The organism is Vibrio sp. Vb1980 (assembly GCF_033338615.1).
Taxonomy (GTDB): Bacteria; Pseudomonadota; Gammaproteobacteria; order Enterobacterales; family Vibrionaceae; genus Vibrio; species Vibrio alginolyticus.
In genome coordinates, this window is the sequence record NZ_JAWOSZ010000037.1 from 1 (window position 1) to 5064 (window position 5064).

Here is a 5064-nt window from a genome sequence, read left to right on the forward strand (position 1 = left end):
ACCCAAACGTTTTTGATCTATAAACTGCATATGTTTCTTCAGATCTGGTAAGTCAAGATACCTCGGTGAACGCTTACCTATACAGGGCTTGGTGCATAGAAATCATAACTTTGAGAGTACTAGCTTTTCCACGGCCACGACCTGGTGTCCAGCTTATCCAACCATAGTCATGTAGCATTTTTATAACATTGGAAGTATTACGCCGAGAGGTTGCGAATACGGTTTCTAACTCATCTAAGCTTACTTGATGCAATTGCGAATGATTATAATGATTTAATAACTGACTCAATCTGCGAAGGCATGTTTCGGTCATTTTGCAGCGCCATAGTTTGTAAATAGATAGGAATGCGACACTCGACTTTAGTATGTAAAATAACCAACCACTAGTTTTGGATTAGCTAAGACTTCTCACTGTAACTCGTTCGAAAAAGTGCAATCACTTGTTTAAGTGAAATATGTTACTACTATTTTTATCTGACAGCTTTTATTTTTTATAATTAAATATGTTACTACTATTTTTATCTGACAGCTTTTATTTTTTATAATTAAATAAGTTAATAATATTTTCTAAAGTAAGTTACAACTATATTAATTAGATGGTTCTTAATTTCGTACGGAGCTCAATTCTCTAAATGAATGGTGGTGATTAGCTTTAGTTTAAGTCAGTAAAATGTACTGATATCTGTTTCATCAAGCCCCTATAGAAGATGCCTCTAGCCATTGATGAAAACTGGCCAGAGGCAGGGGTGTTAGTTTACCTTGGGAAAGGTAGTAAATATCGTCCACTCATCTTTAACCATGCCTTTATGGCCAATGACGGTAGCGGTTACACGACGGTTTAAAGCGTGGCTGACATCATCTGTCCCCAATTTAGCTAAATGGGTATCACCAAAGCCAACAATAGTTAACCTGTCCTCTGAAATACCTTGCTTAATTAATAGGTTGCGTACGTTACTTGCTCGGCGGCGTGATAGCTCAAGGTTGTAAGCTGCGGTACCAACTTTACTTGCGTAACCCTGTATTTCGATAGAAGTCGTAGGGTACTTCTTAAGGAATGCTGCTAATTCAGTAATCTTACGTTGGAATACTGGATTAATGCTGTCTGAATCATTAGCAAACAAAATCTTAAGTTGATACTGTTCTTCTTTGTTTAGGTAGGTTTCGCAGCCATCATTATCTACTTCGGCACCAACTGGGGTATTCGCACATAGATCACGAGCATTGATTACGCCATCGTTATCTACGTCATGAAGGTCAGCGACTTGAATGTGCTCCGGAGTAGGGATGTAATCGAACTTATCAGTCGCAAATGCACTATTTAGGCTCATTGTTGATAGAGCTAGAAATATTAAGGTATTGTTTTTCATTGTGTTTAGTACTCTACTGGCTGAGTCCATTCTTGCGGAATATCGACGCGCAATGCATCAAGAAGTTTTCCTGTAGAAGTTAGAGTTCGGTATTTAGCGTATTGTTGATCGAACTGCGTTTCGAGGTAGTTTTTGCGGGATTCAAATAGCTCATTTTCAGTATTGAGCAAATCAAGCAATGTACGTTTACCAATGCGGTACTGCTTTTGATAAGCAACAACGGTGTCTGACATTGAATCAACATGTTGGCTTAGAAAGGTTTTTTGTTTGCCAGTCAATTCTAAAGCACTCCATGAGAGACTAAGCTCTTGCTCAACACTTCGGTAGGCACGTTCACGTAGGTCTTTCGCTTTGTTGAGCTGGTAGGCCATACTATCAGTGTTTGCTGAATCTCTGCCGCCATTATATAGGTTATAGCGGACGCGAAGCATAGCAGTGGTTTCAGAACTGTTACCTTCAATACCTCCTGCATCATCACGCCAGTTTTGTGCTGCTTCAACGGAAACTACTGGATAGTGGTTCGCATCTGCTTGCTGGTACTGGTATCTTGCAGAGTCGACATCTGCTAAAGCTATCTTTATCACTGGGTGGTTTTCAAAAGCTTGATTTTTGGCCTCATCCAAGGAGTCGGGAATAAAGTTTTGGTCTGCGCGTGGAAAGATTAGATCCTGAGGGTTTTCACCCACTAATCGAATAAATGTGGTTTGCGCATCTTTGTAGTTATTTTGTGCAGCTAGTAAATTGCTGTGAGCTTTTGCTAGGCGACCTTCAACTTGAGTCAAGTCGGCGACTGAGCCTATTCCTGATTCTGTGCGTTTTTTGATGTCAGTATAAATACGCTCGTGCGTATTTAAGTTGCTTTCTGAAAGAGTAATGAACTGCTGTGCCTTAATTACATCCAGATACGCTTTAGCAACTTGTAGGGCAATATTTTGAGCATCAGCAAGCAATTGATAACGTACCGATTCAGCGTCTGCTGATGTGCGATCGATATCGTAAAGAGTTTTAGAACCATCCCAAATCAACTGGCTAAATGTAATTGCAGCTTCTTTACGGGTCATGTCGGTTCTATCTGCGGAGTTCGCTGGATCTATGCCCTCATAACCGATACCTGCGTCTAAATCGATGGTCGGTTTGTATGCACCAGTGGATTGATCAATGATGTAGCGTTTACTCATATATTCATTGAACGCACTTTTGATCTCTGGGTTGGTTGCAAATGTAACCGCTACGGCTTGCTCTAATGTTTGTGCACTGGAATGAAGAGGTATTAACAAACCAAAACAAACAACACTAATACTACTAAGCTTCAAAAGAAGTCTCCCCAAATAATTCGCAACGCTAATTATCTTTAATTTATTGTCTCAATAATGAAACTTTAAGAACCGGATATATTAAAGAAAACGTTTGTATCAAATCTGGCTTGGTTAATTTAAGCCATCATTTTAAAAAATGTAATCGCTGGAACAAAGTCCCTAAAAATAAGCCGCATAGCATATGACTTTCTGGGGCAAAATAAAACCACTTTAAAACATGAAACTTATTGTGGGAACAAGTGCATGTTGTACATTGAGCAAATAATGATAAACTATTAACTAAATGTATCACTGCCTGAAATAATTCTCATTGCCTGATTTAGTCAAGGGGAGGGGTTATTTCATCTGTTAAATGGGGTAATAACTTTGGTTGGAAAGTCAAATTCAACGACGGATAAGTATGTTGTAATCGGTAAAGATGGTCATATTAGAGTAGTTGAATCTAAGGAGAACCTACTTCCGGGTGAGATTGTCGTGGAGACGTTGAATGGTGATTCTCTACCTGCGCATGCCTCATTAGAGCGCAGTGATACAAATTCAGATATATCTCCTGAAGTTGAGGAAATCATTAAAGCCGTTGCGCAAGGTGATGACCCTACAGAATTAGGAGAAGAATACGCTACTGCTGCAGGTGAGCAATTAAGTTCTAGCTTAACCAATTCCGGAACAATTGAACGTTCAGGGGCTGAACTTCTGGCAAGTACGTTTTTTGAAACTTCAGGTTTAGACAGTGAGCAGAGCGATACCAATGTTTTACCTGACGTGCATCGTTCTACTGAAATAGATAGTAGTAACTCCTCGGCGTTAATTGATGGTGACGATGTGGGGGCAGTAAGAGAAGACGTAACGCTTACCACAGGTGGCAACTTAAACGTGGATGACCCTGATGCAGGTGAAGCGGTCTTCCAACCGCAAACCGACGTTCAAGATGGCAACTGGGGTACCTTCTCTATCGATGAGCAGGGTAACTGGACCTATGAGCTAAACAATAATCATCCAGACGTGCAAGCGTTAGACGCTGATAGCGATCCGGTGACTCGCACCATGACAGTAACATCTGCAGATGGCACGACTCATGACGTGGTCGTGACGATCACGGGCTCAGACGACAAAGCGGTCATCACACCTGATCAACCGGGTGATGATAAAGGCGCGGTTCAAGAAGACGTAACGCTGACCACTGGCGGCAACTTAAACGTGGACGACCCTGATGCAGGCGAAGCGGTCTTCCAACCGCAAACCGACGTTCAAGATGACAACTGGGGTACGTTCTCTATCGATGAGCAAGGTAACTGGACGTATACGCTGAACAACAGTCACCCAGATGTGCAAGCGTTAGACGCTGATAGCGATCCGGTGACTCGCACCATGACAGTGACGTCTGCGGATGGCACGACTCATGACGTGGTCGTGACCATTACGGGCTCAGACGACAAAGCGATCATCACACCAGATCAACCGGGTGATGATAAAGGCGCGGTTCAAGAAGACGTAACGCTGACCACTGGCGGCAACTTAAACGTGGATGACCCTGATGCAGGTGAAGCGGTTTTCCAACCCCAGACAGACGTTCAAGATGACAACTGGGGTACGTTCTCTATCGATGAGCAAGGTAACTGGACCTATGAGCTAAACAATAATCATCCAGACGTGCAAGCGTTAGACGCTGATAGCGATCCGGTGATTCGCACCATGACAGTGACGTCTGCGGATGGCACGACTCATGACGTGGTTGTGACAATCACGGGCTCAGACGACAAAGCGATCATCACACCAGACCAACCGGGTGATGATAAAGGCGCGGTTCAAGAAGACGTAATGCTGACCACTGGCGGCAACTTAAACGTGGATGACCCTGATGCAGGTGAAGCGGTTTTCCAACCGCAAACCGGCGTTCAAGATGGCAACTGGGGTACGTTTTCGATCGATGAGCAGGGTAACTGGACGTATGAGTTGAACAACAGCCACCCAGACGTGCAAGCGTTGGACGCCGATAGTGATCCGATTATTCGTACCATGACAGTAACATCTGCAGATGGCACGACTCATGACGTGGTTGTGACAATCACGGGCTCAGACGACAAAGCGATCATCACACCAGATCAACCGGGTGATGATAAAGGCGCGGTTCAAGAAGACGTAACGCTGACCACTGGCGGCAACTTAAACGTGGATGACCCTGATGCAGGTGAAGCGGTATTCCAACCGCAAACCGGCGTTCAAGATGACAACTGGGGTACGTTCTCTATCGATGAGCAAGGTAACTGGACCTATGAGCTGAACAACAGCCACCCAGACGTGCAAGCGTTAGACGCTGATAGCGATCCGGTGATTCGCACCATGACAGTGACGTCTGCGGATGGCACGACTCATGACGTGGT

The 5064-nt window shown here is 43.6% G+C and carries 4 protein-coding genes; 1 reads left to right on the plus strand and 3 read right to left on the minus strand.

The window, feature by feature from the left end; translation table 11 throughout:
* Nucleotides 1-73: 73 nt before the first annotated feature.
* The 3 genes from R7F64_RS23530 to R7F64_RS23540 all read right to left on the minus strand — a co-directional run bounded on the left by R7F64_RS23530 (nt 74) and on the right by R7F64_RS23540 (nt 2680).
* On the minus strand, nt 74-313 hold the full coding sequence (locus R7F64_RS23530; RefSeq protein ID WP_249121495.1) for an SgrR family transcriptional regulator: 240 nt from the start codon (nt 311-313) through the stop codon (nt 74-76).
* A gap of 436 nt (nt 314-749) precedes the next feature.
* A complete protein-coding gene (locus tag R7F64_RS23535) occupies nt 750-1367 on the minus strand; it encodes an OmpA family protein (RefSeq protein WP_025576707.1) in 618 nt (205 codons plus the stop codon).
* Nucleotides 1368-1372: 5 nt separating this feature from the next.
* Nucleotides 1373-2680 carry a TolC family outer membrane protein gene (locus tag R7F64_RS23540; protein WP_140112688.1) on the minus strand — a complete coding sequence of 436 codons (1308 nt, stop codon included), beginning with the start codon at nt 2678-2680 and terminating at the stop codon, nt 1373-1375.
* Nucleotides 2681-3049: 369 nt separating this feature from the next.
* Between R7F64_RS23540 and R7F64_RS23545 the strand changes: the two genes are divergently transcribed.
* Nucleotides 3050-5064 (plus strand): VCBS domain-containing protein (locus tag R7F64_RS23545; RefSeq protein ID WP_318072119.1); only part of this gene is annotated, 2015 nt, incomplete at its 3' end.

What these genes read in the sequence shown, in the direction of transcription:
- R7F64_RS23530 (WP_249121495.1), bottom strand. Translation starts at nt 313, where the DNA reads ATGACCGAAACATGCCTTCGCAGATTGAGTCAGTTATTAAATCATTAT.
- R7F64_RS23535 (WP_025576707.1), bottom strand. Translation starts at nt 1,367, where the DNA reads ATGAAAAACAATACCTTAATATTTCTAGCTCTATCAACAATGAGCCTA.